The 24,385-nt window shown below is 42.9% G+C and carries 22 protein-coding genes; 12 read left to right on the plus strand and 10 right to left on the minus strand.

What is annotated here, in order from left to right; all coding sequences use genetic code 11:
- Window positions 1-269: transposase (locus tag K245_RS22785; protein ID WP_027359489.1), on the plus strand; the 269-nt coding region annotated here is incomplete at its 5' end.
- Here K245_RS22785 and K245_RS0102705 read toward each other — a convergent pair.
- Window positions 270-1,034 carry a hypothetical protein gene (locus tag K245_RS0102705; protein WP_156906677.1) on the minus strand — a complete coding sequence of 255 codons (765 nt, stop codon included), beginning with the start codon at window positions 1,032-1,034 and terminating at the stop codon, window positions 270-272.
- Window positions 1,035-1,137: 103 nt separating this feature from the next.
- Entirely contained in the window at window positions 1,138-2,640 is a 1,503-nt protein-coding gene (locus K245_RS22790) for an ATP-binding cassette domain-containing protein (RefSeq protein ID WP_051283814.1), read from the minus strand.
- 116 nt (window positions 2,641-2,756) lie between these two features.
- Here K245_RS22790 and K245_RS0102715 point away from each other — a divergent pair, with 116 nt between their 5' ends.
- A complete protein-coding gene (locus K245_RS0102715; RefSeq protein WP_027358072.1) occupies window positions 2,757-3,020 on the plus strand; it encodes a hypothetical protein in 264 nt (87 codons plus the stop codon).
- A gap of 4 nt (window positions 3,021-3,024) precedes the next feature.
- A complete protein-coding gene (locus tag K245_RS0102720) occupies window positions 3,025-4,989 on the plus strand; it encodes a sigma-54-dependent Fis family transcriptional regulator (protein ID WP_035276378.1) in 1,965 nt (654 codons plus the stop codon).
- A gap of 6 nt (window positions 4,990-4,995) precedes the next feature.
- On the opposite strand, the gene K245_RS0102725 is transcribed toward K245_RS0102720, so the two are convergent.
- From K245_RS0102725 to K245_RS22795, 8 genes are all read right to left on the minus strand, one after another.
- A complete protein-coding gene (locus tag K245_RS0102725) occupies window positions 4,996-5,847 on the minus strand; it encodes a patatin-like phospholipase family protein (protein WP_027358074.1) in 852 nt (283 codons plus the stop codon).
- A 1-nt stretch (window position 5,848) separates the two neighbouring features.
- Complete coding sequence (locus tag K245_RS0102730; RefSeq protein WP_027358075.1) at window positions 5,849-6,580, minus strand: acyl-[acyl-carrier-protein] thioesterase; 732 nt, start codon at window positions 6,578-6,580, stop codon at window positions 5,849-5,851.
- Between the two features lie 81 nt (window positions 6,581-6,661).
- Complete coding sequence (locus tag K245_RS0102735; RefSeq protein WP_027358076.1) at window positions 6,662-7,432, minus strand: enoyl-CoA hydratase/isomerase family protein; 771 nt, start codon at window positions 7,430-7,432, stop codon at window positions 6,662-6,664.
- A gap of 254 nt (window positions 7,433-7,686) precedes the next feature.
- Complete coding sequence (locus tag K245_RS0102740) at window positions 7,687-8,838, minus strand: 3-hydroxyacyl-CoA dehydrogenase family protein (RefSeq protein ID WP_027358077.1); 1,152 nt, start codon at window positions 8,836-8,838, stop codon at window positions 7,687-7,689.
- A 581-nt stretch (window positions 8,839-9,419) separates the two neighbouring features.
- Complete coding sequence (locus K245_RS0102745) at window positions 9,420-10,868, minus strand: 4-hydroxyphenylacetate 3-hydroxylase family protein (RefSeq protein WP_027358078.1); 1,449 nt, start codon at window positions 10,866-10,868, stop codon at window positions 9,420-9,422.
- A 91-nt stretch (window positions 10,869-10,959) separates the two neighbouring features.
- On the minus strand, window positions 10,960-12,774 hold the full coding sequence (locus K245_RS0102750) for an acyl-CoA dehydrogenase (RefSeq protein ID WP_027358079.1): 1,815 nt from the start codon (window positions 12,772-12,774) through the stop codon (window positions 10,960-10,962).
- A 154-nt stretch (window positions 12,775-12,928) separates the two neighbouring features.
- Window positions 12,929-14,104, minus strand: coding sequence for a thiolase family protein (locus K245_RS0102755; protein WP_027358080.1), 1,176 nt, complete (start codon window positions 14,102-14,104; stop codon window positions 12,929-12,931).
- 247 nt (window positions 14,105-14,351) lie between these two features.
- Window positions 14,352-16,106 (minus strand): sigma-54-dependent Fis family transcriptional regulator, encoded by a 1,755-nt coding sequence (locus K245_RS22795; protein WP_035276379.1) that lies wholly within the window; start codon window positions 16,104-16,106, stop codon window positions 14,352-14,354.
- A 619-nt stretch (window positions 16,107-16,725) separates the two neighbouring features.
- On the opposite strand from K245_RS22795, the gene K245_RS0102765 reads away from it, so the two are divergent.
- The 9 genes from K245_RS0102765 (at window position 16,726) to K245_RS0102805 (ending at window position 23,990) form a co-directional block, all read left to right on the plus strand.
- A complete protein-coding gene (locus K245_RS0102765) occupies window positions 16,726-17,880 on the plus strand; it encodes an iron-containing alcohol dehydrogenase (RefSeq protein ID WP_027358081.1) in 1,155 nt (384 codons plus the stop codon).
- 100 nt (window positions 17,881-17,980) lie between these two features.
- Complete coding sequence (locus K245_RS0102770) at window positions 17,981-18,778, plus strand: type 1 glutamine amidotransferase domain-containing protein (protein ID WP_051283815.1); 798 nt, start codon at window positions 17,981-17,983, stop codon at window positions 18,776-18,778.
- A 13-nt stretch (window positions 18,779-18,791) separates the two neighbouring features.
- Entirely contained in the window at window positions 18,792-19,223 is a 432-nt protein-coding gene (locus tag K245_RS0102775) for a ferritin family protein (RefSeq protein ID WP_027358083.1), read from the plus strand.
- Window positions 19,220-19,648 carry a DUF1499 domain-containing protein gene (locus K245_RS0102780; protein WP_027358084.1) on the plus strand — a complete coding sequence of 143 codons (429 nt, stop codon included), beginning with the start codon at window positions 19,220-19,222 and terminating at the stop codon, window positions 19,646-19,648. Before K245_RS0102775 ends, K245_RS0102780 begins: the two co-directional genes overlap by 4 nt.
- A 5-nt stretch (window positions 19,649-19,653) precedes the next feature.
- Window positions 19,654-19,974, plus strand: coding sequence for an NIPSNAP family protein (locus tag K245_RS0102785; RefSeq protein ID WP_027358085.1), 321 nt, complete (start codon window positions 19,654-19,656; stop codon window positions 19,972-19,974).
- Between the two features lie 181 nt (window positions 19,975-20,155).
- On the plus strand, window positions 20,156-20,314 hold the full coding sequence (locus K245_RS27990; protein ID WP_198013811.1) for a hypothetical protein: 159 nt from the start codon (window positions 20,156-20,158) through the stop codon (window positions 20,312-20,314).
- A gap of 46 nt (window positions 20,315-20,360) precedes the next feature.
- Window positions 20,361-21,260, plus strand: a complete 900-nt coding sequence (locus K245_RS0102795) for an alpha/beta fold hydrolase (protein WP_027358086.1) — start codon at window positions 20,361-20,363, stop codon at window positions 21,258-21,260.
- A gap of 193 nt (window positions 21,261-21,453) precedes the next feature.
- Window positions 21,454-22,683: an NADH:flavin oxidoreductase/NADH oxidase family protein gene (locus K245_RS0102800; protein ID WP_027358087.1), complete on the plus strand. Its 1,230-nt coding sequence runs from the start codon at window positions 21,454-21,456 to the stop codon at window positions 22,681-22,683.
- A gap of 185 nt (window positions 22,684-22,868) precedes the next feature.
- The gene (locus tag K245_RS0102805) at window positions 22,869-23,990 is read left to right on the plus strand and encodes an NADH:flavin oxidoreductase (RefSeq protein WP_027358088.1); all 1,122 of its coding nucleotides are present in this window, start codon (window positions 22,869-22,871) and stop codon (window positions 23,988-23,990) included.
- Window positions 23,991-24,385: the final 395 nt, after the last annotated feature.

The raw sequence follows: 24,385 nt of genomic DNA on the forward strand, positions 1-24,385 counted from the left end.
AACCCCATGTTACTGGAGGTGGTAAAGCAGCTGTAGAGCATCCATCCTTCAAATGGGTCAATATAATACTTGGTAACTTAAAAAATGCGCTCAAAGGTACTTATCATGCAATTAATCGCAAGCATGTTCCGCGGTACCTGGCAGAATTTCAGTACAGATTCAATCGCCGATATGATCTGCCGTCCATGATTCACAGACTGATTTATGTTGCTCTTAGGACTCCACCCATGCCATCAACCATGCTTTCTATGGCTGAAGCAGAGTGGTAATCAGATTAAGAAAAGCGAGTCTACTGTCGGAATGGGTTTTCTATTGTTATCATCAAGCCCAAGTGCGCCCCTGAAAATAAACAAAAGGATCAAAGCAACAACAGGCAGAGTAACCATTGAAAAAATGAGTAGATCATAAGGTTTTGGGCGAAATAAGGCTAAAAACATCAAGGCTATGCAAAAAAAATTGGCTGCCCATGAAAAAATACTCAGTCTTCCAATAATCTGTTTTTTCTCTTCTTCGGTTTTCCCGAAGCGCATGGAATTTATCGCCTGATCCAACTCATTCTGATATTCCAGAGCAGTCAGGTTGACTATTTTCTTATCCAGCAATTCAATCAGTTCTGCCCTTCTCTCAAATCTATTACCAGCAAAAACTTTCTTTTTTGGGGGATCTCTGAGTTCTAAGACAAGTCCCGTTTCACTGATTCTATAGCCATTAATGTCATCCCAAATAAGCTCTTTTATTCTAAAAACTCCAAAATATTTTATCCTGTCAGGATAAATTTCAAGCTTCTCTTCTTTAAAAGCGGCAAACAATCCATAGATAATCAAGAATAGACCGACAGGTAATACCATCACTGCAAGCCAGATATTACTTGACGGCATATTATTTGACGGCCATTTCCCTGTTAATATTTCAAACAAAGCAAATCCCAAAACAATTACGATTATAGCGACACCAATCGAATTAAATTTTTTCCACCCAATGGCAATTCTGAAAACCGCTACCTTATCTTGATCATATATTTCATCTGATGTCACAAAAGCATCCTTTTCCCTGTTCTCAAATCGTTTCAAGTCCATTCATAAAAAACACAGCAATCCCTTAGGCACTTCATCACTTTCATAGGCTTCCGAATTCAATCTATTCTAAATCACCAATTTCACCCACCCAATAATCATAATGCCCCTGCCCGTCCTTTTTCCTGAATTCGATCATATGGGTCATGCAGTCAGGGAACTCGTCCCTTCTGTGGGATACGTAAAGAACCTGAATTCCTGTTGATCTTGAAACTTCGGAAACAGTCGCAATCAATTTCATCCTGTTTTCATTGTCCAGTCCCTGACAAGGCTCGTCGAGAATGAGCATCTGCGGAAATTTGACAATGGCCCTGGCAAGAAGAACCATTCTTTTTTCTCCGTATGAGAGAAGGTTGAAGCTTTTGTTTCCAAGATCCGAAATGCCGAGGTTTGAAAGCCATTCCATGGCCGTATTTTTCTGATTGGCCGTAACTCTTTTGTAAAGCCCGATTGAATCAAAAAAACCGGACATGACAACTTCATGAACGCTGATATTGTTTCTGTAAGCATTCTGAAATTCAGGAGAAAGAAATCCCTGCCTTGCCTTTATGTCCCAGATGCTCTCGCCAGGGCCTCTCTTCTTCCCAAAAAGTTTGATGTCATTGGAATATGCCTGGAGATGATCGCCTGAAATAAGTTTCAGAAGAGTCGATTTGCCAGCTCCGTTTGGCCCGACCATAGCCCAGTTTTCATTTCTCCTGACTGTCCAGTTGAGGTTATCCAGAATCTTTTTTGAACCATAAGCCACATTTACATTTTTCATTACAATCACAGGCTCATCTGACACTTCATATTTCATAAGGGTTTTCTGATTCATTGATTGTTCAGAACGCTTTGCTTCAATCCTTTTGGACTCCAGAGTGTTCAGAACAGCCTCTCTTTCCCCTGAAGCAGTCACCTTGCCGTTTTCCATATAAAGAACATGGCTGATATTGTCTGAAATCTCGTCAACATGATGAGTAACAAGGATGATGGAAGTATCAAGATCTGACAGTTTCCTGAAAAAATCGGTCATCTTCGGCCTTATTTCTGAATCAAGTCCATCATAAGGCTCGTCAAGAATAAGAATCCTGTGGGATTTAAGAAGAGCGCGTGTAATCAGAAATTTGCGCATCTCTCCATTTGAAAGATGGACAATGGGGGAATCGAGAATCGGCGCTATGCCAGAAGATTCGATGAGTTCATCAAGGTTATTGCCTGGCTCAGGATGATTCGCCGCTTCACCAAGCATCTGACGGACAGTTGCGCCCTCGTCTACGCTTCCTGCAAAGTCCCTCGAATATGACTGCCTGTGTTCGTTTGCCATCAGCTGCTGATGCATTTCAAAAGATACGCTTGAAATGCTGGAACGGAGATCTTTGTCCATATATGTGACAGTCCCCCGGGAATACGGCAGCCTGCCCTGAATCACCTGCATTAAAAGGGTTTTACCGCATCCGTTTGGACCTACAACGGCCCAGTTCTGGTCTTTCTGTATTTCCCAGTATATATTTTCAAGAATATTTTTCCCGTTTCTGGTGAAAACCAGATTTTCAATCTTTATGAGTGAATCAATTTTATTATTCATGGATAAATGATCAGCCGTAATTATTCAGATGTTTAAAAAAGCATTAAAGATTATAATGCTAAGCCTTGAATAGTTTTCTTTATGGCATAATCCATTAAAAATAAAGGGCAGCATGAATGAAAACAGGCTGGGTCCTCACATTTTTTCACATATGCATTTGCGTGCTTACATTCATATTTTTCGGTATCGGACTCGAAGGCAATAAGACCGGAGCCTATATTTTACAGGTTCTGCTTCAGCCCATGCTCTTTATATTTGAAGGAACCGCAACTGGTGGTATTTTTGTCTGGCTGCTCTTTTTCATAAACAGCATGATATGGGGTTTCGGCTTGGCCTGGGTTATAAATTTTTTATCTTTAAGGACTTCAAAAAGGAACTAGTGCAGTGTACAACCCTGAAATAAGAGAAAAAATAGCCCCGGAATGGAAAAGATTCTGCGAGACAGGCAATGCCGATCCTTCGGTTATAAGGGATTTCATTCTGCTGTCATGGAAAAGAAGCAGAAAGATGAATGTCAGCCCTGTAAAGCCTCCAAAAAACATGATCCAGCAAGAGCTTCTGCCTGCAATCCTTGCATCAAAATCCCTGTTAATTGAAACAGCCAGACCGGTCATGGAAAAAATATATGCCTTCATAAAAGGCTCAGGCAGCCTGATTGTACTTACTGACGAAAACGGCATAATTCTTCACTCCATGGGAGACGAGGAATACCTCATAAGTCCTGATATTCTTGCTCCGGGCAGGGACTATTCAGAATCTGCCATAGGAACAAACGGAATGGGAACATGCATATTTGAAGATCGGCCTGTCCAGATATGGGCCGAAGAGCATTATTATATGGGCTTTCAGGACTGGAACTGTTCCGCAGCAACAATACATGACGAATCTGAAAAAATCTTAGGTTGCCTTAATCTTGCCTGCCACTGGGACAAAGTTCACCAGCACACGCTCGGAATGGTGATTGCAGCGGCCCAGGCCATTGAAGAACAGTTAAAAATCAAAAACGTACTTGCAGCAAAAACGAAAATTCTGAATGAGCGCAACGCAGTGATAGAGCTGATGAACGACGGAATAATGGTGCTGGGAAGCAATCTCTGCATATGCCATATCAATCATCATGCATCCACTCTGCTTGGGGTCAAACCTGATTCAGGTAAAATAATAACCGATATCATTAAATCAGGGGTTGATTTCAAGCAGCTCGCCAAAGCAGGTATTGACATACATGACAGGGAGGCTGTTCTTGAGCTTGAAAGCGGCAGAATCCAGTGCCTCATGTCTGTATCTGTAATAAAAGACAGCGGCGGCCTTGTCGTGACTCTAAAGGAAAGCGGCTCTATCAGGACATTTGTAAACAGGCTGACCGGCGCAAGGGCTGTTTTCACGTTTGACAATATAATAGGCTCGTCAGATGCTCTTAAAGAAGCCCTTGATCTTGCAAGAATCGCTGCCGGAAGCACATCAAACACACTTATTCTTGGTGAAAACGGCACAGGCAAGGAAATGATTGCACAGTCGATTCACACAGGAGGCAAAAGAAAAAACGGGCCATTCATAGCAGTAAACTGCGGAGCGCTTCCAAGAAATCTCATACAGAGCGAACTTTTCGGCTACGAAGGCGGCGCGTTCACAGGATCTAAAAAAGATGGGAATCCGGGTAAATTTGAGCTCGCAGACGGAGGGACAATCTTTCTGGATGAAATAGGAGACATGCCCCTCGAAGCCCAGGTCAGCCTTTTAAGGGTTCTCCAGACCGGAGAGGTTGTAAGAGTTGGCGGCAAATACCCTAAAAAGGTGGATGTCAGAATTATAGCCGCCACAAACAGGAATCTCGTGACCGCAATTTCAGACAATACTTTCAGGGAGGATCTTTTCTTCAGACTGAATGTTCTGACCATAAGCGTTCCTTCTTTAAGGGAAAGGGCGGAAGACATTCCGGTGCTTGCTCCATTTTTCGCAAAAAAGGCAGCGCTAAGCCTTGGCAGAGCATTCAGCGGGATAGATCATGAAGTTCTGAAGATACTCGCTGCCCATCCTTTTCCCGGCAATATAAGAGAGCTTGAAAACATCATGGAAAGGGCCGTCAATGTAAGCAGAACAGGATTCATAACGGCGGATGAGCTACCGGCAGCCTTGAAAAACAAATCAATCCTGACCTGGCATGTTTCAAACGAGCCTTCCTTGAAAACAGACGGCTTAAAAGACAGGGAAAAGCAGCACATAATTGAAACACTAAAGAAATCGGGCGGAAATATGAGACAGGCAGCCAAGGCCCTTGGGATAGCAAGGAGCAGTCTGTATGCAAGGCTTTTAAAATTTGGGATAGAGAAGGACTCATTTAGACAATAAGCTTATCTAACATTCCATCACGCCCCAAAGATCAATTGCCCCGCAGGCCATTTCAAGACCATGCTCATAGCCTTTTAAAAGGTCGGACTTTTTTCTGCTCAATCTTGATATTCTGAATTCGTCAGGCGGGTTTATTTCTATTATTTTTATTCCTTGAGGAGGGGTGCGTATAAGCGAAACTGATTCGTTATATTTATCTGCACGGACGAGCATGGCATCCCCGAGATCAGATGGAATAGGCATGTAGGGCATCACAAACTTTTGCACCAAGCTCTTCTGCTTTTTGTAATTCTTGTGACGTGTCCGTATCACCATTATGCGGGTCGCGCCCATATTGATGGCCTCCCGGACTGGTATTGAGTCTGCGATCCCGCCGTCAGTGGTTTCGGCTCCATCTATAACAGGAAATTTTCTATAAACAACAGGAAGCGCACTTGAAGCCTTCAAGACATCCTCGAGCGATCCGGCGTCAGTGTTCCTGTATATTGCCCGACCTGTGGAAGCATCTGTCAAAGCAACAATAAAAGGCCGTTTCTTTTCGTATATCCTTTTAAGATCAATACGCATCTCAGAAATAGTAATATCCCATAGCCAGTCAAGATCCATAAGATGTCCGCCCTTCAGAAATCGTGCAAGACTCATGAATTCTGGCCTTAGGGCATAATCAGAGTAAATCTTCAGGTTTCTTCCAGGCATTTCTGCAAGAAATGACGCAAGATTGCAGGCTCCTGACGAAACACCGATGTAAAGATCAAAGGGGTCAAAACCCTTCGAGAGAAAACCGTCAAGCACCCCGGTTGAAAAAACACCGCGCATTGCGCCGCCTTCCACAACGATTGCGTTTTTTATATCAGCCATGTCAAATTTTACCCCGAAAAGTGATCATACCGCCTGCAAAAATTTTCTCCCCCATGATCCCGAATCTGTATCCGCAACCGTCCCTTGAGAGTTGTGCTCTTATAACCCCGACGCCCTTTCCTATTTCAGAGGAATAATTTATCCTGACACTCCTGATTTCCTCATCTTCCATATCACCATGGGCAAGAAGAGTTTCAACATAATCGAGATAGACCGTATTATTGACATGGCCAAGCGGGTCAAAATCAGTGCTCCTGACCGTTATATCCGCAGACAGATAAGGTTCGGACATAAAATCAGGCCTGAAAAAATCGATATCCGATTCGAGGGCTTTTCTTTCAATCGATGAATATCCTGAATCCACGTCAGAAGGAATCTTCATGATTTTTTTGTCTTTCAGACTTACGAAAAGCCAGATACTCGATGCAGCGGCTATTTTCTCGTTTCCTGAAAAAACCTCGAAATCCCTGTAGGATCTGAAACCCCTCGACCCTCTGTGCCAGGTTATTATTTCAAGACGTTCTCCGTATGCTGGGTATCTGTAAAAATCCATGGCGAGCCTGTTAAGAACCCAGCCAACTCCTCTGGCAGTTAGATCCTCTGATCCGAACCCAGCCTTTTCGGAATGATCTGCCGCAGCCTCCTGAAACTGTCTTAAAATCGCCGAAAGCTTCATTTTATAAGAAGTATTCACTTCGTGATATTCGACTCTGTGCTTCCTTATCACTTCCATATATGAACCTGTGATTTTGCAATAATAATGGCAAGGTAAAAGGCCTTTGATTTCAGTCTTTTACCAGGCCATCAAAATCGATTATTCTCCGGTGAAGACCGCCGGCCGTTTTTCAAGGAATGCGGTGAAACCTTCGACCGCATCCTTTGAATTCATGGCAACATTGCTCATTTCTTCCTCAACCTTAAGGCCTGCGTCAACTCCTTCGTATATTCCTGCAGACATTGCCTTAAGAACTCCTGTTACAGCAAGAGGAGGACGGGCTGCGAGCTTTGTGGCAAGATCCATGGCCTTGTTCATAAGATCCGCAACAGGCGCCGTGTCATTAAGCATTCCAGCGGCAAGTGCCTCTTCGGCAGAAAGGCGATGACCGAATAGAATCATATCGAGCGCCTTCTGCTTTCCGGTGGCCATCATTAGCCTCTGGGTTCCGCCCCAGCCTGGAATTATGCCGAGATTAAGCTCTGTAAGACCTGTTTTTGCTCCGTTATCATTGGCCATTATTCTGAAATGGCAGCAAAGGGCTAACTCAAGTCCACCGCCTAATGCATGACCATTCATTGCGGCAATGACAGGTTTCGGGAATCTGTCCACCCTCCTCCAAAGGTCACGGCCCATGGCAGCAGTCTTTACGGCATTTCCTGCGTCGCTCACGTCAAAACCGGCTGAGAAGCACTTATCCCCTGCTCCAGTAATAATGACGACCCTCACATTCTTGTCAGCCTCAACATCATCCAGTACCTTTTGAAAATCCTCCATTGCGCCAAGATTCCAGGAATTGGCTGAAGGCCTGTTTATCGTGACAATGGCGACATGGTTTTTCTTATCGAGCAGGACATTCGTAAGTTCCATTTTCTTGTTCTCCGTGTTCAGAATTTTATATAGATGACAATATATTAAAAAAATGGCTATGCACTTTCCTCAGTATGGTTGCATGAGTTGAAAAATTTGAATTCTTGAAATTTAAGAGAGTATTGTTTTTCAATAATCTGACATCACCATAAAGTTTTTGCGGAGCTTTTTCCAAAAAAGCGACTTCCTTACTGATACAGGAAGGCTCTCATAACTGAAATTATGAAAGAGCCACATAAAAAACATCAGCTAACTTATCTGTAAGCGCCTTCCCTTATAAGTCTGGCTGGTTTGAAAACCTCCTTACCATATTTTTCAGATAGCCCTTCTAATCTTTTGCATAGATCTTCAGGCTGAATTCCCTTTATGACGGCAATAAGTCCGAGTGCATTTCCAGTCGCGTTTTTTATGGCGACATCGACATCATCGAATGAACAGGCACCCTGTTCGACTATTTTTGCAGCCTCGTTGGAATTTACGGCAACAATGTCCATGGGATCAAATTTATCTGTATTTTTGGAAAGATCTATTACAGCTCTGCCGTTTTCCCATTTGAAAATTCCAGATCCAGTCTTTTTCCCAAGCTCTCCAGCCTGAAATTTTGCTGTGAGTGTTTTGCCCATGGCAAAATCAGGATGAACAGACTGGGCAAAATAGCCGCTGACATGGTAATTGATGTCAACGCCTGTGTAGTCGATGACTTCATATGGCCCCATGGGCATTCCGAGCCTTCTCATTACGGCATCGACCTCATCCGGAGCAGCCTCGCCTTTGTCCAGGATGCTGTTAAGAAGAATGGATGCAGGAGCCTGTACACGGTTTACTATGAACCCTGGAACATCCTTATGTACCCTCACTGGTATCTTTTTGTTCTTTAAAACAAAATCGTAACAGACCTGCATGGTTTCCTCAGATGTCTTATCACCTTTTATGACTTCAACCAGTTTCATTATGATGGCAGGGTTGAAATAATGAAGCCCTACAAATTTCTCCGGCCTTTTGGTGGCAGAGGCAATTTCTGAAATACTCATGGTTGAAGTGTTTGACGCAAGGATTGCATGGGAAGGAGCGGCGTTGTCGACTATTCTGAAAGTTTCCTTCTTAAGATCCATGATCTCAGGTATCGCTTCAATGACAAGATCCGCCTCTTTTACAGCCTCTTCAAGATCAACACAGGAAACAAGAAGTTCATTCTTTATCTTCTCATAATGATCCGGAGCAACCTTCCCCTTGCTGACAAGTTTTTCAAGGCTCTCATGGATTCTTGAAACGCCCTTATCCACATATTCTTTTTTTACGTCCCTTAAAAAAACCTTATATCCTGCGATAAGCGCCACTTCCGCAATGCCGTGACCCATGTCTCCAGCGCCTAAAACTGCTATTGTCCTGATGTCATCTACTTTCATCTTTAATCCTTAATAAAGAGCTTAAATTTGTTTTAAAGCTGATTAGCTCAGCCTAAAGCCATAAAATCCGACAATCATTAAAGTTTACGCTAACGTAAATAAAATAATTAATTCACTACCAAAACTAACAGTGGTTTGCAAAACAAACTTTGATTCATAAAAACCATATCCCAGCCCCAAAGGCCCCAATGATTTTGAATTAAAGATTTCCCGTAGGGTGCGTGCCGTCCTTGCACGCACCCTTTGGTTGAATTGGTGCGTGGTGATCTCGAGACATTCTCTCTGGGTAGAAAATCCTGTACCGCCTCTTTATGTCGCTACTATAAGTGAAGGCAGGGTCACTGATTAGTAGCAGTTTCCAGATTCAGCAGACCGAAGTTGAAACTCCTGCACTGTCATAAAGAAGCCTTATCCCGCGATTATAGCTTGCCAGGAGCGTTCCTTCAGACGCTGCTGATTTCCTGTTCTACCACATCAAAAAATCTTATTTTAAAAGGCACCCTAAATATCCGAAAATTTTTGAGGAGCTTTTTTCAAAAAGCGACCCAAAACCCTGCTTGATCGCAGATGCGGTGAGGGGATCATGCCTTCTCTATACCGCAAAGCCCTTTGGCAAGCTTCTGCTTGGCAGCCATATCAACAAGTCTTGCAATCATGACCCTCTGGGCCTGCGGGGAACCTGCTCCGTGCATTGATTCTGTCAGATAACCAACCGCGGCTGTTCCGAGCGTGATATTTTCAATCAGCCTCAAAATTCTGAAACGATCTTCGATAGATACATCTGATCTTCCCTTGAAATATTTTTCTATCCACTTTCCTGTTTCCTCGGACTTGAAATCTTCTGCAGAAGGAAGTGTGACTATCAAACCACCCGCAATATCCTGGGCAAGTCTGGCTATTTCATAGGGGAGTCTTGTCACATTCTGTTTGGAAATATTTGCAAGCAGAGTATCCACGCAGAAAGTTCCGCTCGCCTCTTTTTTCCCTTCACATCCACAGGCAATGGCTCCGCAGAATAGCGTCTCGTTCAGGTGATTCATCTCGATTATCTTGTCCTTGATGTGAGAAGCCTTATGAGCGCCGTTATATTCGGCGGCAGTCTGGGCTGCACCAATCAGAACATCGCCCACGCCTGACTTGCACGCATAGCTCTGACGGTGGTATGAAGCAAATTTTTCCACAAGCTGACCTGCAAAATCATACTCACGGAACATGAAGACCCTTTCCCAAGGCACAAAAACATTATCGAACACGCATAATGCCTCGTGACCTCCATAAAAAAGATTTCCGCGATCAAGTTCAGATGCCTCAAGCTTTCTCGTGTCGCATGACTGTCTGCCCATGATGTAAGTTATGCCTTCTGCGTCACTTGGCAGGGCAAATGAAATGGCATAATCCTTGTCAGCTTCCTGCATGGCTATTGTCGGCATGATTATTATTTCATGGGAGTTGACAGCACCTGTCTGATGCGCCTTGGCACCGCAAACAATGATACCGTCATCTTTTACTTCCTTTACCCTCATGAACATGTCAGGGTCAGCCTGCTTATGCGGAGGAAGTGATCGATCGCCTTTGGGATCAGTCATGGCTCCATCACAGGTAAGATCATTTTCCTGAACATACTCAAGGTATTTGATGAATCTTTTGTAGTATTCTGTTCCGTATTTCTGGTCTATGTTCCAGGTGACTATGGAAAGAGCGTTAAGCGAGTCAACGCCAACGCATCTTTGAAAACAGCAACCTGTGAGAGAACCCAGCAGTCTGCCCATCTTGGCTTTTTTAATCAGATCCTCTGTGCTCTGATGAATATGAGTGAAACGGTTGATCTTTTTGCCCGAAATATGGGAGGTCGCGGTCATTATATCTTCATATTCAGGAAGCTGAGCCATTTCATAGGTCTTTGCGACAGCATTCATGGACGGCCTTATTATCGGATCATCCACGACATTTTTGACCCTCTTTCCGAACATATAGACCTTAAGACTCAGTTTTCTTAAACTTGCTTCATATTCAGTGGCTGTCATCATCATTGAACACCTCATTTTTTTTGATATGAAATCATTAAGGAATGCATAACAATCTATTTTAATTGATTTTAATCAATGTTATCTGTAACTATGGCTAACCACCAAAGCATGCGTCTGGTATCCGGAGGGCCGAATCGTCGAAATTCAGTATTGCTTCAAGCCTTGCTACAGCTTCAGGAAGACAGTTATGAAAGAAGAACTCCGCAGTCATAACCTGCCCCATATAGTAATCTTTGTCCTTTTTGCCCAAATCCTTGTTATTTTTCCTGAGAGCGACTGATGCACGCCACAGAAGCATCCATGCCATGATAATGTCACCTGTTGATTCGAGGAATGGAAATGCATACAAAAAGGCATTTTTCATGGTATCCGGCACAGATCTGTTTTTTAGAAAAGCGGCTGTTTCTTCAAGAACTGAAAGACTTTTTTCAAGGATCGCACAGAATTTGGGAAGCTGCGTGATGTCGCTGCAATCAGAGATGGTTTTTCTGACCTCGTTTGTAAAACATGTAAAAAGCTGGCCGCCCTTCATATTCAGTTTTCGACCCATAAGATCCATTGCCTGAATCCCATCGGTTCCCTCGTATATGGATGTTATCCTGGAATCCCTCAAAAGCTGCTCAACAGGATATTCCCTGATATAGCCATATCCGCCATATACCTGCATGGCTTCTGAACAGACCTTGAAACTCCTTTGGCTGCAATATGCCTTTACAAGCGGAATGCAAAAATCGATGAGATTTTTCAGTCTTTCATTTGTCTGGGAATCATTTTCCGGGGAAATATGATCGAAAAGAATGGATACGTAATAGAGAAAGCTTCTCATACCATCCACATGGGATTTCATCCACATAAGCATTCTTCTGATATCAGGATGGTTGATTATGGCTACTCCTGAAGAATTTGAATCCTTTCCGGCAGCCATGTCTTTTCCCTGAATACGTTCTTTTGCGTAATTTGCGGCATAAAGATATGCTGACGAGGCATAGGTAAAAGCCTGGAAGCCAACATTGAACCTTGCCTCGTTCATCATATGAAACATGATGGACATGCCCATGTTTTCCTTGCCGAGAAGAAGGCCCCTGCATTTTCCTTTTTCACCCATGGACATGCTGCATGTTGCGCTTCCATGGATACCCAGCTTTTCTTCAATGCCGGTGCATATTATGTCGTTTGGTTCTCCGAGTGTTCCGTCAGGATTGACCCATATTTTAGGCACCAGGAATATTGAGATGCCGCCTGTTCCTTCAGGAGCACCATCAATCCTTGCCAGTACAGGATGTATGATGTTTTCGGAAAGGTCATGATCTCCATTTGTTATGAAGATCTTGCTCCCAGTGATGCTATAAGTACCGTCCTGATTTCTGACTGCCTTTGTTGTAAGCGCCCCGACATCTGACCCGGCCTGAGACTCGGTCAGAAGCATAGTGCCTGTCCATTCAGCCTTGTAAAGCTTCCTTAGAAAAAGGGCTTTCTGCTCGTCAGTTCCGAAAAGCTCCACCATCTTGCCAGTTCCGTGTCCCATTGTGCCGTAGTTTGCAAGACAGTAATTTGCACCCCAGATATACTCAAAGCAGGCAGTATTTATAACGGTTGGAAGTCCCTGACCTCCAAGCTCCTGGTCTTCGTTTATTGATGTCCACTCGCCATCGAGAAAAAGCCTGTATGGCCTGTGATAGCATTCCGGAACGTAAACGGAGCCTTTTTCAAAGCGTACTCCAGCCCTGTCTCCCTCAGAATTTGTCGGAAGTATCTCGTTTATGGACAGCTTGCGTGCCTCGGAAATAATGCTGTCCATGAATTTTCTTTTAAGCCAGCTGAATTTTTCGTATTTTACAAATTCTTCTATCCTAAGCTGCTCATATAAAACGAAATCGACATCTCTTCTATCTGCAAGTATCTGTGACATGGTTAATCCTTTTATCTACGGTTGAGCTCTTTGAACTAATATCCAAAGTGCCCTGAAAGCATTTTTACGAAACGTGGCTGAAGCCCATCTCAGGACTTGTAATTGAATTCAGACCGCCTGAGTTTGTCTTGGCGTAAGCTCTATCAGCTGGAATCTACCTTAGGACAGCAACCGCTGTTCCCATTCCCCCACCTGCGCATAATGAAGCAATGCCGGTTTTTGAGTTTCTGCGCTTCATCTCAAAAATGAGAGTTGTTACTATCCTTGCACCTGTCGCTCCTACAGGATGGCCGAGGCCTATCCCGCTTCCATTTACATTTGTTTTGCTTCTGTCTAAGCCAAGCAGCTTTTCACATGCCAAGTACTGGGCTGCGAAAGCTTCGTTTATTTCAAAAAGTTCAATGTCGCTCAGTCTCAATGAGATTTTTTCAAGAGTCCTGTTTATTGCTGAAACAGGGCCAATACCCATTATTTCCGGCTCGATTCCAGTTGTCGCTGTTCCCGTGATCTCGGCAAGAATGTTGATTCCTAACTCGTTTGCTTTTTCAGATGACATGAGTATCAAGCCTGCCGACCCGTCATTTATTCCAGAGGCATTGCCTGCCGTAACTGACCCGTTTTCCTTGAAACTTGGTTTTAGTTTGGATAGGGAATCCAGGGTAATATCCCTTCTTGGATGCTCATCTGTTGATATGATTCTTTTGAGTCTGTTTTCTGTAACTTCAACAGGCACGATTTCTTCTTCAAACCGGCCTTCATCGATTGCTGCAATCGCCTTCTGGTTGCTCGCAAGCGCCAGTTCGTCCTGATCTTTTCTTGAAATTCCATACTTTTCAGCAAGGTTTTCGGCTGTTATGCCCATTGGAGGGCCGATGCCAAGTTCTGTCAGGGAATCCCACATTGAATCCCTGATTTCCGTGTGACCTACTCTTGTGCCGTATCTTATTTTTTCAATGGTATATTGAGCCGAACTCATGCTGTCTGTTCCGCCAACCATTATGGCATCTGCTTCACCACATTTTATCTGGTAAAATGCAAACTGGATTGCAGACATTGAAGAAGTGCAGTTTCTGTGGATTGTTACGCCTGGTACAGATACAGGCAAGCCGGCCTTTACAGCAGCAACCCTTGCAAGATTATTTTCCCTGTATGTCTTCTGATAATTGCAACCCCAGAAAACATCATTCAATATCTCAGGTTTTATGCATGAGCGTTTTATAAGTGCCTGCATTACCGGAATAGTAAGATCAACAGCAGATTTTTCTCTGAAAACGCCTCCGAACCTGCCTATGGCTGTACGTGCTGCCGCAACGATTACAACTCTGTTCATTTTTGTTTTTCCTGTGAGTTGAGTTTGAGATTCCTAAATATGTCCGGCCGAACAATCCTGTATATTCTCAAGATCCGTGCCAGAAGAAATTATCCAGGTTATTTCAAGGTAACCATTTGTATTTTAATGATTTTTAATTGAAAGGCAGCAATACTGAAGTGGATAGTGGAATAGAATAAGTGTAACCGGTTACACTTATGTGTGTAAACACAAGTGTATATGTATACATATATTAATATCTTGGTTTTCAGGCAGTAAAAGAGAGGTTGTGTTTAATGATTTTTTTATAGAGTGTTTTTCTGCTTATACCGAGGATTCTTGCAGCCTTTGCCTTGTTCCATCCTGTTTTCTCAAGAGCCTCGAGTATATCCTTAACTTCGTGCTCCATTGATACACTTTCAGGTTTCTGTGATAATCGGGTTCCTGTCTTTATCTCTGCGGGGATATGACTCAGACTTATAAGGCTTCCCTTGCCAAGAATTATGGCTCTTTCTATTGCATGCTCAAGTTCCCTTATGTTGCCGGGCCATTTATAGTTCATGAATGCACAAATAACATCATCATTAACGCCTTCTGCTGTTATCCTGAATCTGTTTTCATAGACTGATATGAAATGATCTATCAAAAGAGGCAGATCATCTAGTCTGTCCCTTAAAGGTGGAAGCTTTATTTCAAGTACCTTCAGTCTGTAATAAAGATCCTCTCTGAATTCTCCTCGCCTTACTTTCTCTTTCAGATCCTTGTGGGTGCAGGCTATAACCCTGACATCAACTTTTACAGATCTGGAATCGCCAACTTTTTCAAATTCCTTCTCCTGGAGCACCCTGAGGAGTTTCAACTGAATAACAGGTGAAATATCGCCAATCTCATCAAGTAATATTGTCCCTCCGTCAGCAGCCTGGAATCTACCGACATGATCCCTGACAGCCCCTGTAAAAGCTCCTTTGACATGTCCGAAAAGCTCGCTCTCAAGAAGATTTTCTGCAAGAGCTGAGCAGTTTACAGTCACAAAAGGCTTGAAGCTTCTGTTTCCGCTGTTATGTATAGCCCTCGCCACTAGCTCCTTTCCGGTTCCGCTTTCTCCTGTGATGAGAACAGTAGCCTCATAATCTGAAATATCCTCGATAAGTCTGTAAATATTTTGCATCTCACGACTTTTTCCGATCATCTGATGGAATCCGTCGCGTTTTTTTAGTTCCTGTTCAAGATCCATGAGTCTAGTTATGTCTCTTATGACAAGAACGGCACCGATAAAACATCCGTTATGATCCTCAAGCGGTGTGCAGGACATGCTGACCCTCTGCATGGGGTTTGTAAATCTTCCGCATGTAACGAGATGGTTTCGTATCGGCTTTTTAATTTTAAGGGTCTCTTCTATGACGTTTCTGCATGTTTGACCGCATACTGAGTTGTCAAGGCATAGAAAGCCCTTACCCTTCGAATCTGATGGAATACCGCAGATTTTACCAGCCGCCTCATTGATCTCTGTTATGTCAAGATTAAGATCCACAGTTATTATTGCATCATCAACGCTTCTGAATATCGCGGCAAGACTGTTTCTCTGTCTTATTATCTCTGCTTCTGCTTTTTTTCTTTTGGTTACGTCACGCATGATGCATCTGAAGCCGTTAACAATCCCGGAACTATCTTTTAAAACCGCTATGGAAATTTCAACATTCCTCTTTGTCCCGTCTTTTCTAATTATCTCATAATCGAAAGCCTTATTTGGAATGCCGCTCTTATAAACCTTGTTGAAAGTGGAGTATACGTTTTCGGCATTTTCTTTATCCATATACGTCCTGTAGGAAAGGCCCGGAGTCTCTTTAGGAGGATATCCGCAAAGCTCGCAGAAGGCTTTGTTGAAACGTGTGGTATTTCCTTTAAGATCAGTCTCTATGAATCCGTCCTCAAGGGTTTCTATTATTCCTTTAAGTTCGTCCCGTTCAAAGAGCAGAGCGGTTATATGGCCCTGTAACATTTCATGAATAGCTGGATCGTTCATATTTTCTCTATATATGTGATTTTTTGAGACTTTGCATTCCCCTGTGTTCAGCTTGCAGGCCTATGGCAGACAATTATAGACCTGATTAAAAGGATGCCTCCTAAAATAGACTATTTGCACGATAGTTGAATCGGCGCAATACTCGAATCCGCACTTATATCCGATAAATCATAGTTCTTTAATAAACCTTTTCCTTGGCACCTTATCAAAATCTCTGATTCTTTAGATGTCCCTCCAAAAGTCTTCGAAACGATTCCCAGCTTTCGTTCTCTGAACATCCCAAGCCCTCATTGGAACAAAAACCACGGGACTTTTTATTCAATGTAAATTATAGAATTGATTCAAGTATTTCAACCCTACAAAAAGAATAGCCTCGTTTGAAACAAGAAACATCAGATTCTCAAGCAGGCGGATCTGGTCTTAAATCATTAATGATTGACAACAGGACATGTATGGCAAAACATGTCCCTAAATCGAACAATACAATTTACAGACAAAAACCTCTTCATAAATCTTAACATATTAATTTTATATTTAATTATTAAACAATCAGCACACGGACACCGCTGGCACGATTCTGGTATTACTGTCATTCAAAAAACCAAGAAAGGACATTAGAATGCAGAATTTCATTTTTCACAATCCGGTAAAAGTTGTTTTCGGCAAGGGAGAGATCTCCAAAATAGCAGAACTCATTCCTGAACAGGCCAATATTCTTCTCACATTCGGCGGAAGCTCCATAAAAAAGAACGGGGTGTATGATCAGGTTAAAGCAGCCCTTAAAAATCGAAAAGTAACTGACTTTGGCGGAATTGAACCAAATCCTGATTATGCGACATGCATGAAGGCAGTTAAAATAATCAGGGAAGAAAAAATCGATTTTATACTGGCCGCAGGCGGCGGATCAGTAATTGACGGATCAAAATTCATAGCCGCTGCTGCATGTTTTGAAGGCGCTGATCCCTGGGATATTCTGTCTAAAGGCGCTGCCATAAAAAAAGCTGTGCCAATCGGCGCGATACTGACTCTTTCAGGAACTGGTTCTGAAATGAACTCCTTTGCAGTTATTTCAAAAAGAGAAACCGGAGAAAAACTTGCTTTCGGAAGCCCGGAAGTTTTCCCGAAATTCTCGATTCTTGATCCTGAAACGACATTTTCTTTGCCAGCGAACCAGACTTCAAACGGCGTGGTTGATGCGTTTGTCCATGTTCTTGAACAATATATGACCTATGACGTAAACGCGCCTCTCCAGGACAGACAGGCAGAAGCGATTCTTCTGACACTAATGGAAGAAGGAAAAAAAGTTTTAGAAACGCCAAATGATTACAATGTCAGGGCAAACATAATGTGGTGCGCCACCCAGGCTTTGAACGGGAATATCTCGGCAGGAGTTCCCCAGGACTGGGCATCTCATTCCATAGGCCACGAACTTACGGCAAGATTCGGCCTTGCCCACGGAGAATCACTTGCCGTTATTGCTCCGGCAGTGATGAGAAACCAGAAGGAAAACAAGAAAGACAAACTTCTAAAATATGCTTCAAGAATATGGGGAATCACTGAGGGCAGTCAGGATTCAATCATTGAGCAGGCCATTTATCTTACTGAAAAATTTTTCAGGGAAATGGGGCTTAAATCCAAGCTTTCTGAATATGGAATCGAAATAGAAAAAGCCCTTGTCATAGCTGATGACTTTGAAGCAAGGGGCTGGAAGCTTGGTGAAAGAGGCAAAATCGGGAAAAACGAAGTGATTGAAATTCTAAAATCAGCACTTTAATAGTTGATGATTTTTTCTAAAGAAATTTCAAACACAAAAACAATATAAAGTTTTTTGCGGAGCTTTTTTGCAAAAAAGCGACCCGCTGGAGGCCATCACTATGAAAAAAAAAATACTCGTAATTTTATCAGGGTCTGACCGTCTCAATCTGAAAGACGGCAAAATATATAATACTGGTTTCTACCTAAACGAATTCATGGTTCCTGTGAAGAAAATGCTGGATGCCGGATTCGAGCTTGAATTTGCCAATCCTGAAGGTACAAAACCATTTCTTGATAAAGGATCTGACAGTGCCGCATATTTCGGGAATAATGAAGATCAGCACAGAATCCACAAAGAACTTCTTGAAAAGCTGAAAATTCTTTCTGAAAAGGATAGCCCGGTAAAAAGCTTCAAAAAAATCATGGAAGAAGGTCTTGACAGATTTGACGGGATCTTTGTTCCAGGCGGCCATGCTCCGATGGAAGACCTTACCGACAACCATGATTTAGGCTTAATCTTCAGACATTTTCATGAAAAGTCAAAACCCACAGCGCTTGTCTGCCATGGGCCTGTAGCTCTTCTTTCAGCAATATGCAACGCAGCCGGATTCATGCAAAAAGTTAAGACTGGCGACTTTGAAGCGGCAAAATCAGCCATGAAAGACTGGCCTTATTCTGGCTATGACATGACAGTTTTCAGCACTGACGAAGAAAACGCGGTTGCTGGCGAAAGGGGCATAGGCGGGTTTGTTCAGTTTGACCCGCAGACCACACTTAAGCTTGCAGGCGGGAATATGAAGCCTGGCCAGAATATGTTCGAAAATAACGTAGTGGTTTGCAGAGAACTTGTTACAGGCCAAAACCCGGCGTCAGACGAAGAACTTGCAGAAAAATTCATAAACATGCTCAAAAAATAGTCAGGAAAAGGCCATGAAATCAAAAATTAGATTGTCTTTCAGGATGGAACTCATCGGCAAAGGTTATTACAGCAAATTAGCGGATCAGAACGCAAAAAAGAATCCTGAACTTGCTGAAAAGTTGAGCCTTTTTTCAAGACATGAACATAAACACAGCAAGCTTTTTGCCAAACTTTATTCTGACCGCTACGGAAAGCAGCCTGGCTATGAATGGCCATGGCAGCTTGCGGGAAAGACAATGGGAGTGATTTTATGGCCACTTCCGCTCAAACTAAAACTGAAGCGCCTGGGTTCAATTGAAAAGATGGCTGTGAGGCAGATAGAAAAAGCTCTGGCCAGCGGAGAAGAAGGCGGGTATTTTGATGTAATCATGGCAATTCTGCCAGATGAACAGAAACACGCCGCTCTATTCAATGATTTTTTCCACCAGGAAGGAAATGCATGATGAAAATTTTGATGGCATTTTTAATTGCCTTCTCCCTTACAGGATGCTCGGCAAAAGGAGGCAATACAATGGAACGTATGTCTGAATGTCCTGATTCACCAAACTGTGTGTCTTCTTTGTCAAAAATGGAATCGCATTTAATTGCCCCCATAAGCTTCAAGGGGGACCCGCAAAAGGCTATGGAAAAGCTTGAAAAAGTTATTCTTTCCATGAAACGGGCTGAAATAGAAATCAAGGAACAAGGATATATCAAGGCTGTATTCTCATCCGCAGTTTTCAGATTCAAGGATGATGTGGAATGCCTTCTTGATAAAGATAAAAGCATCATAAATATCAGGTCTGCCTCAAGGCTCGGCTATTCTGACTTTGGCGTCAACAGGGCAAGGGTCGAGGAAATTCGCAAACTTTTTGATCAGCAGGGGTAACAGAAATGTTTTTTGAATTAAGATTCTATCCGGTAAAGCCGGGCAAGATGGAAGAATGGGTCAATCAGATGGAAGAGGTGGTAATTCCTTTTCAGGTTTCAAGGGGCATAACCTTTGTGGCGAGCTTTGTTTCCCTCGACAACCCGGACGAATACATCTGGATCAGACGCTTTGAAAGTGAAGAGGAAAAGGAAAGGCTTTATAAGACTATTTACGAAAGCGATGTCTGGAAAGAACAGATTGGCCCTAAAAATGGCGAACTAATAGACCGGGCAAACATCAGGGTTGTGAGAATGGCTGCTACGCCTAAATCTGTAATCAGGTAAACAAGACAGCTGGGAAAATAGCAGTGTCTGATGGGAAATATTAACAGGTTTTCTAAAAAGCAATAACATGATGAAAAAGAAAATATTGATTAGATTCGTAATGATTGGAGCGCTACATTCATTTTTATATTTATGGTTTGTTCCTTTTATAATCTATCCAAGGTTTGGCCATGATGGTTTCATGCTCACTGTAGCGATTGCCGTAGTCATTTCTGTATCACTTTTAGGGATGCTTTTTCTTGGCAAGAAAAGAGAACAGAATCCAGATATCGTTTCGGATAACGATTCTGGGAAGCATGATGAGGTGGGCGAGTATACTTATAATGAAATCAAAACATAATCCAAGTTTAGACAATAAAAATGTTTCTAAAAAAAGGAATCTTTAAATGAAATTAGTTTTGAGAACATTAGTTACGATGCTTCTTTTGAGCTTTATGGGATGTGCATCCACCCTTCTTTCAGTTTCGAAATACATAGAACATTCAAGGGCTGATCTTGAAAACAAGACTGTAACTGTGGGCACTCACACGATCCATTATCTTGAAGGAGGAACTGGGGATAATATTATTCTCATACATGGTTTTGGTGCAGACAAGGATAACTGGACCCGTTTTTCAAGATATCTGACTGACAAATACCATGTGGTTGCCCTGGATCTGCCTGGTTTTGGAGAAAGTTCCCGAATTCCTGAAGAATCATACAGCGTAGAAGCCCAGGCCAAAAGAGTGCATCAGTTTGCTGAAAAACTTGGAATGAAAAAATATCATATAGTCGGTAATTCCATGGGCGGTTACATTGCTGGAGTGTACGGAGCTGAATATCCTTCAGAAGTACTTTCCGTCGGACTTTTTGCTCCAGCAGGGATAAAGCCGGTTGTTGAAAACGATCTGGTTAAAGAGCTTAAAAAAGGGAAGAATCCTCTTATTGTAAGCACCAATGAGGAATACGACCATCTCCTTGATCTCTGCTTCGAAAAGCAGCCTTATATTCCCTGCTCTGTCAAAAACCATCTTGCAGGCATTGCCATTAAACACAGGGATTTCAACGAAAAGGTTTTCAAAGAATTTGCACAAAGCTTTGTTCTTGAGGAAAGAATGAAGGATATTTCCGCAAAAACTCTGGTTCTATGGGGTGACAAGGACAAAATTCTTGATGTTTCAGGAGCTGATGTTCTGACCAAAGGCATAAAGAATTCAAAAAAAATCATAATGAAAGATTGCGGTCATACGCCAATGATTGAAAGACCAGAGGAAACCGCAGGGTATTATCTGGATTTCATAAAATAGAATGACCCATATACATAATCGGGGCTGAAAAACTTATGGGGGATTTTTTGAAAATAAAAATCATAAACATAAAGTTTTTGCAGAGCTTTTTACAAAAAGCGACCAGCCGGAGGCTCATGATGTTAGATTTTTGATGGCAAATTGACCATACAAAACACACCATATCCTTAATGATAAATATACGGAGGCCACCATGACAAAACCATATGAAAAACTGGGTAAACCTCTCACCCTGCCTTGCGGGGCGGTTATAAAAAACAGATTTCTGAAATCAGCCATGAGCGAGATACTTGGCACTCCTGAATTCGCTCCCAGCAATGCGCTTCCGATTCTTTACGCAAAATGGGCGGACGGAGGCACAGGTCTTCTTGTCACAGGAAACGTGATGATAGATCAGACAGCTCTTGGCGAGCCTATGAACGTGGTGATCGAGGATGAGCGACATCTCGCAGCCCTTACTAAATGGGCAAACGCTGGAAAAAAAAATGGCGCGCACATCTGGGTTCAGCTCAATCATCCTGGAAAGCAGAGTCCTAAGAATCTGTCTCCGAAGCCGGTTGCTCCTTCTGCCATTCCGTTCGAGTCCGCGCTCAGTAAATTCTTTGCGACTCCAAAGGAGCTCAGCGAAGAAGAAATCCAGCAGCTTATTCTGAGATTCGCAAGATCTGCTGGCATAGTCAAAAAAGCCGGATTCACTGGAGTTCAGATCCACGGAGCTCATGGATATCTTGTCAGCCAGTTTCTGTCACCTCTTCACAACCAGAGAAATGACAGATGGGGAGGTTCAATTGAAAACAGGATGCGCTTTGTAATGGAAATTTACAGGGCCATAAGAAATGAGGTGGGCCCGGAATTTCCTGTGGGAATAAAGCTCAATTCCGCTGATTTCCTTAAAGGCGGCTTTTCAGAAGACGACGCGGCCGAAGTTGTCACAGCCCTTGCGAGCGAAGGCATTGACCTTGTGGAAATTTCAGGCGGAACCTATGAGGCTCCAGCCATGACAGGAAGCAGAATGGCAAAGAGCGGAGAAGAGGCATATTTTCTGGGATTTGCCAGAAAGATAAGAAAAACCGTAAATGTGCCACTTGTGGTAACAGGCGGTTTCAGAACTTCAGATGCAATGGCCGCAGCAATGGAAGGAGGAGAAATAGACATGGTCGGACTTGGAAGACCAATTGTCGTTGATCCTAATCTTCCCAACGAGATTCTTTCCGGCCAGCCTTACAGAAGCACGGTTAAACCGCTAACCACAGGAGTCAAGGCATTAGACAGAATGGCTATGCTCGAGATCACCTGGTACGAAAACCAGATAGGCAGAATTGGAAAAGGCAAGGAACCCAAGCCGCATGAAAACGTATGGGTATCCATGGGCAAGATCATTACAAGAAGCGGAATTGACCAATTCAGACGACGAAGGGCTTAATTACAATTTGCTATTTAAGAGATGTCTCCGACGGGTCGCTTTTTGGAAAAAGCTCCGCAAAAACTTAAAGGTTATGCCTGATACACTAATAATTATGCAACATGGGCTTTGAATTTTTTTAGAAGAAAAGGTCAGCAATTCTGAGCAATAAGCTTAGCCACACCAAGATTTATAAAGGAAATTTCATGTCAAAGCTTTTTGATAAAACCAGCATTAATGGAATGAATCTTTCAAACAGGTTCGTAAGATCAGCGACTCACGAGGCTCTTGCCAATACTGACGGCACATGTACTGATGCTCTTATAAAAATGATGGAGGATCTTGCAGAAGGCAATGTGGGGTTGATTATTTCAGGCCACACCTTCGTAAGCCCTGAAGGGCGGGCAGGAGCACTTCAGGCAGGAATTCATTCTGATGAAATGATTCCTGGACTCAAAAAAATGGCCGACGCTGTTCATGCAAAAAACGGCAGAATCATATGCCAGCTTGCCCACGCAGGGGCACATGCGGACGTTAAATCATCCGGACTTGATGCTTTGGGGCCATCAGAAATCAAAAAAGATGAAAAGACAATATGCCGTGAAATAACCGTGGATGGCATCAAAAGTCTGATTTCAGCATTCGGAGATGCGGCTCTAAGGGCAAAGACAGCAGGATTTGACGGAGTTCAGATTCATTCTGCCCACGGATACATGCTCAGCCAGTTTCTATCGCCAAGATCAAACAAAAGGACTGACTCTTACGGCGGAAGCGTCAAAAACAGGGCGAGATTCCTTGTCGAGGTACTTGAAAACATCAGATCAAAAACCGGACGTGATTTTCCTGTAACTGTTAAGCTGAATTCAGAGGATTTCACGGAAAACGGACTTAACGTCGATGATATGCTGGCCGTTTCAAAAATGCTGGAAGCAGGTGGTGCAGATGCAATAGAAATGAGCGGAGGAATTCTTGGAGCTGAGGAGAAATCTCCGGTCAGAAAAGGACTTCTGAAGACCGAGGAAGATGAAGTTTATTATCGCGACTCTGCCGTTAAATTCAAAAAGCAGCTTGGTATTCCGCTGATGCTGGTCGGAGGAATAAGGTCTTTCAACGTTGCCGAAAAAATCGTGAATTCAGGGATGGCAGACTACATCGCCCTTTCAAGGCCGCTTATACGCGAGCCAAAACTTGTGAGCCGCTGGCAGGCTGGAAACACAGAAAAAGCAACCTGCCTTTCCTGCAATAAATGCTTTTTGCCCATGATGCGCGGTGAAGGCGTTTCATGCGAGGTTGATAACAGACAGAGAGCCAAAGGCAAGTCAGTATGATTTTGCCATATTAATATTTTTGCAGGGTGCGTGGAGCTTTACCACGCACCTTTTTGTAAGCCCAATAGTACGTGCAAAGACGGGATATGCCTAAAATTAGAGCGGTTTAAACAAGCAATTATTTCAAAAATTCTTTTCAACTTTTCAAATTCTAAAATTTGTTTTTACAGATGTTCCCCAACTCCAAATCAACCTTTTTTAATAAAAACCGTCAAAAATGATTAGAGGTTCCAATCGGATTTGTGGTAATCTGCAAATATTAAAAACATTCTTCTTCATCTTTTCTAAAGGCATTGCACCATCGTTCTTTTTTTACTGTTACAGGCCGAAACAAAAAGTCTTTTCTCCCTCAATCTACACTTAAAGCCTCAGCAGAAAAGACCCAAGATCACTTA

This window comes from Desulforegula conservatrix Mb1Pa, from assembly GCF_000426225.1.
In the GTDB taxonomy this organism is placed as follows: domain Bacteria; phylum Desulfobacterota; class Desulfobacteria; order Desulfobacterales; family Desulforegulaceae; genus Desulforegula; species Desulforegula conservatrix.

Excerpts from the sequence above, each read along its gene's own strand:
- K245_RS22795 (WP_035276379.1), bottom strand. The coding sequence starts at position 16,106 with ATGAACGATCCAGCTATTCATGAAATGTTACAGGGCCATATAACCGCT.
- K245_RS0102785 (WP_027358085.1), top strand. The coding sequence starts at position 19,654 with ATGTTTTTTGAATTAAGATTCTATCCGGTAAAGCCGGGCAAGATGGAA.
- K245_RS0102775 (WP_027358083.1), top strand. The coding sequence starts at position 18,792 with ATGAAATCAAAAATTAGATTGTCTTTCAGGATGGAACTCATCGGCAAA.
- K245_RS22790 (WP_051283814.1), bottom strand. The coding sequence starts at position 2,640 with ATGAATAATAAAATTGATTCACTCATAAAGATTGAAAATCTGGTTTTC.
- K245_RS0102805 (WP_027358088.1), top strand. The coding sequence starts at position 22,869 with ATGTCAAAGCTTTTTGATAAAACCAGCATTAATGGAATGAATCTTTCA.
- K245_RS0102725 (WP_027358074.1), bottom strand. The coding sequence starts at position 5,847 with ATGGCTGATATAAAAAACGCAATCGTTGTGGAAGGCGGCGCAATGCGC.
- K245_RS27990 (WP_198013811.1), top strand. The coding sequence starts at position 20,156 with ATGCTCACTGTAGCGATTGCCGTAGTCATTTCTGTATCACTTTTAGGG.
- K245_RS0102795 (WP_027358086.1), top strand. The coding sequence starts at position 20,361 with ATGAAATTAGTTTTGAGAACATTAGTTACGATGCTTCTTTTGAGCTTT.
- K245_RS0102755 (WP_027358080.1), bottom strand. The coding sequence starts at position 14,104 with ATGAACAGAGTTGTAATCGTTGCGGCAGCACGTACAGCCATAGGCAGG.
- K245_RS0102715 (WP_027358072.1), top strand. The coding sequence starts at position 2,757 with ATGAAAACAGGCTGGGTCCTCACATTTTTTCACATATGCATTTGCGTG.
- K245_RS0102800 (WP_027358087.1), top strand. The coding sequence starts at position 21,454 with ATGACAAAACCATATGAAAAACTGGGTAAACCTCTCACCCTGCCTTGC.
- K245_RS0102730 (WP_027358075.1), bottom strand. The coding sequence starts at position 6,580 with ATGGAAGTGATAAGGAAGCACAGAGTCGAATATCACGAAGTGAATACT.
- K245_RS0102780 (WP_027358084.1), top strand. The coding sequence starts at position 19,220 with ATGATGAAAATTTTGATGGCATTTTTAATTGCCTTCTCCCTTACAGGA.
- K245_RS0102765 (WP_027358081.1), top strand. The coding sequence starts at position 16,726 with ATGCAGAATTTCATTTTTCACAATCCGGTAAAAGTTGTTTTCGGCAAG.
- K245_RS0102770 (WP_051283815.1), top strand. The coding sequence starts at position 17,981 with ATGAAAAAAAAAATACTCGTAATTTTATCAGGGTCTGACCGTCTCAAT.
- K245_RS0102745 (WP_027358078.1), bottom strand. The coding sequence starts at position 10,868 with ATGATGATGACAGCCACTGAATATGAAGCAAGTTTAAGAAAACTGAGT.
- K245_RS0102750 (WP_027358079.1), bottom strand. The coding sequence starts at position 12,774 with ATGTCACAGATACTTGCAGATAGAAGAGATGTCGATTTCGTTTTATAT.
- K245_RS0102740 (WP_027358077.1), bottom strand. The coding sequence starts at position 8,838 with ATGAAAGTAGATGACATCAGGACAATAGCAGTTTTAGGCGCTGGAGAC.
- K245_RS0102735 (WP_027358076.1), bottom strand. The coding sequence starts at position 7,432 with ATGGAACTTACGAATGTCCTGCTCGATAAGAAAAACCATGTCGCCATT.